Below are 3,346 nucleotides of genomic sequence, written 5' to 3'. Positions count from 1 at the left end.
GCGCTAATCGATGCGGAGGTTGATGCACTAATCGAGGCAGAAGTCGAGGTGCTTGTGGATGCGCTTGTCGATGCAGATGTTGAGGCACTCGTCGACGCACTTATTGAAGCTGAGGTCGAGGCGCTTGTCGATGCTGACGTAGATGCGCTCACTGAGGCGGACGTCGACGCACTTGCTGACGCACTAATCGATGCAGATGTTGAGGCACTTGTTGAAGCACTCATGGAGGCGCTTGTCGATGCACTCACTGAGGCTGATATAGATGCACTCATTGATGCGGAAGTTGAGGCACTTGTCGACGCACTTACTGATGCACTTGCTGATGCTGACATCGATGCACTCGTTGACGCGCTAATCGATGCGGAGGTTGATGCACTTGTCGATGCACTCAGTGATGCTGACGTTGACGCAGATGTAGACGTACTAGTAGATGCGCTCGTGGATACGGAAGTTGAAGCAGATGTTGACCCACTAGTCGAGGTACTAGTAGACAATGAGTTTGACGCACTCGTTGAGGCACTAGTGGAACCACTCGTTGAAATACTCATCGAACCACTGGCGGACGTTGACGCACTTTCTGAAGTAAGTGCTGAAGTGCTACTCGAAGTCGAGGCCGATGTTGACATACTGGTTTGTGCAGAAGTTGAAGTTGACTGACTTACAACTCCACTACCTTGATAGACTACGGTACTGGTTGAACCATTATTAACCAGGAGTAAGGTACTGGTTGCCTGTGAAGTAGCAATACTGGTCTTCAATGAAGCAGAAATCGAGAGCGAAGCATTAGCAAAACTGGTGCCATCGTTAGCAAGCGATGTTGACCCAGTAACAGTACCAGTGTTTGTACCGGTGTAGACCGTCGAATTGGTGCCAATAACGTCAGTAAACTTCCCGTCATTTACCTTTACATTTGCATTGGAAAGATTAACGGCTACTTTATTACCGTAGGCATCACCACTCGTCGCACCATTATTCAGGACAACAACCTCTGGATTATTGATGTCAACATTAACTATGCGCCCACCGTATGGAGCAATATTGTTCACACCGCTAGGAGCGGTCATTGTAACGGCTGCGTTTGGATCAATCTTAATAGTAAGCTCAGCATTGCGGTTGTTCAGGGTCCCAATGATGATGTTGCCATCCTGCTTACCGGCCGATGCGGTCCCCTTAGAGCTATTACCAGTGGTGATCAAATTGGCTTTGGAGCCACTCCGAAATTCAACGGTCTGTGCTCCCCAGCCAGCAGACTTAATATTAAAGCCGGTAGCCGTCATATTAAGGGTTGCATTCTCGCCAACGACAACAGTGTGTTCACCAGCATGGTTCTGTTCAAGCAGGATGTTCCCCTGCTTGGCACCATTAAAGGTCACAGTAGCATTCTTATCAATAACAAATGATTCAGCATCGTCATAACGGCTTTGAATCGTGTAGTCCGCAACATTGTTATTGTTAAAGGTTACGTTAGCACCAGCCGAAATTTCGACATGATCCATCCCATAAATCACCGTTGTTCCACTGAAATCAAAGAACGAACTGCCTGCATCAGCTGTCACCGTGGTATTTCCGGAGAAGACAAAGGTATTATTGCCGTTATTTGGCGTATAAGTGTTGGCCCATGCCAACGTACCACCAGTTGCTTGGACATCATCGAAAATCACAGTGAAGTTCTTGTTGGCGTTAAGTTTAACCCCATAAGACTTATAGGAAAGGTTCATATTTTGGAGCTTGAATGTCACGTCATTTAGCAGGTTCTTTGCTTCAAAATGGTTATTTCCGAGGGTTAACGTATGCCCATTACCATTAATGGTAACGGAATGACCGATTGTCAAGGTACCACGATTAATCTGAATATCGTTATCTAAAGTAATTTCGGTAGCTCCATCGTCAAGGGCCTTCCGAAGTTCAGACTCACTTGCAACATGGGTGCTAGTATCAATCGCCACAAAATTTGCCAAAGCGCTTAAACCAGCCAGCTGATTACGGCTTGCAGTTGAAGATAATTGTGATTCAGCAATAGAAACACTATCTGCAACCGAAGTGCTCGTGGCAATTGAAAGGCTGTTCGTTGCTGCTGAAGCAGAAGTCGACTCGCTAGCAGAAATTTGGGCGGCACTTTCGCTGTTCATGCTCCCCGAGGTGCTGGCTTGACTTGTACTGCCGTTCGTCAGCGAACCACTGTTGGACTGCTGACCAGAGGTAGAACTAGAATTGCTGGCAGCGGAAGTCGACCCACTGGTACTAGCATTGCTAGTGCTTCCAGAAGTAGAACCACTATCCTGTGACAAACTCGTGGATTGACTCGTACTAGCGCTGGCCTGGCTCGCAGAACCGAGCACAACGGAGCCCTGGTCGCCAGCGGTTTCAGTTGCGGCGTGAACCGTGGTTGGAGCAACCGCGGCAGCACCACCAATCCCCAGCATCGTTGCACCAAGGACCGACATTCCCTTCAGGTAAGATTCAGTCGAGCCGCTAACGTGATCTTTTAAGTCATCTGGATTGACAAACTGTTCAGCCCGCACTTCGGACTTAGCACCAAATGATAATAAGTGGAAGAAACGTGTCAGGCAGCTGACCCAACCGTGGCGGGTCTTGTAAAGTTTGACCTGACTACGATCTTCTTCCCGATCTATTTTTCTGTTTCCTCTTTCCATGAGTGAAGCCTCCATCATCTGAGATTTTAATTATCAATTGATATGGTTATCGTTAAGTAATAAATGTATTAATAGCTACTGCATTTCCCACATCATCCTAAACATTTATCAATTATAACGGCTTCTTCGGAAAAGTCTAGGCCACTTATCGCTTCATCAGTGAATGCGAATAGGCTACAATCACTGTTATGCCCGGCATTGCAATGGTTTTCTATCGATAAATAATTCATAATTTTTTCAAAAAATATTTATAAATGATTTACCGACCATATGAATTATTTAAGGAAAATAGACAGCTACACAGCAGCAGTCAATTAATCATCATATAAATAGCTATAATTATTTTAATCATTCTGCTTTCAAATGCCATTTTTTCATTTCATTAATCGACTAATAAAATTCGGTTCTACAATTTTAAGTACTGATGGATTTAACATCAGTGCTTATTTTGGTTTAAATTTAAAATAAAAAACGAAAGATGGTTGGACCCCGTCTTCGTTTAAGAAAGGACCATCTTTCATGAATTATTCTACCAGAGTTGCCTTAGGAGTTAAAGATTGCCACCTAGAATTAGATGAGAAACATTTCACTGAGCCCATTGAAGACCAGGGTGATCGAATTGTCATTCACTTCATTCAATCTTATCCATTGCGCTGCCCACGCTGTGGTCAGCCGATGCTTAAAAATGGCTT

General features: G+C 45.0%; 1 protein-coding gene and 1 pseudogene. One reads left to right on the top strand and one right to left on the bottom strand.

Annotation, left to right across the window (positions count from 1 at the left end; translation table 11 throughout):
* Positions 1-2,654: serine-rich glycoprotein adhesin (locus FC49_RS10355; RefSeq protein WP_162253478.1), on the bottom strand; the 2,654-nt coding region annotated here is incomplete at its 3' end.
* A gap of 519 nt (positions 2,655-3,173) precedes the next feature.
* Between FC49_RS10355 and FC49_RS10395 the strand changes: the two are divergent.
* Positions 3,174-3,346 (top strand): annotated as a pseudogene (locus FC49_RS10395) (ISL3 family transposase); the annotation flags it as partial.

This window comes from Limosilactobacillus oris DSM 4864, from assembly GCF_001434465.1.
GTDB lineage: Bacteria > Bacillota > Bacilli > Lactobacillales > Lactobacillaceae > Limosilactobacillus > Limosilactobacillus oris.
This window is presented reverse-complemented; position numbering and strand designations above follow the sequence as displayed.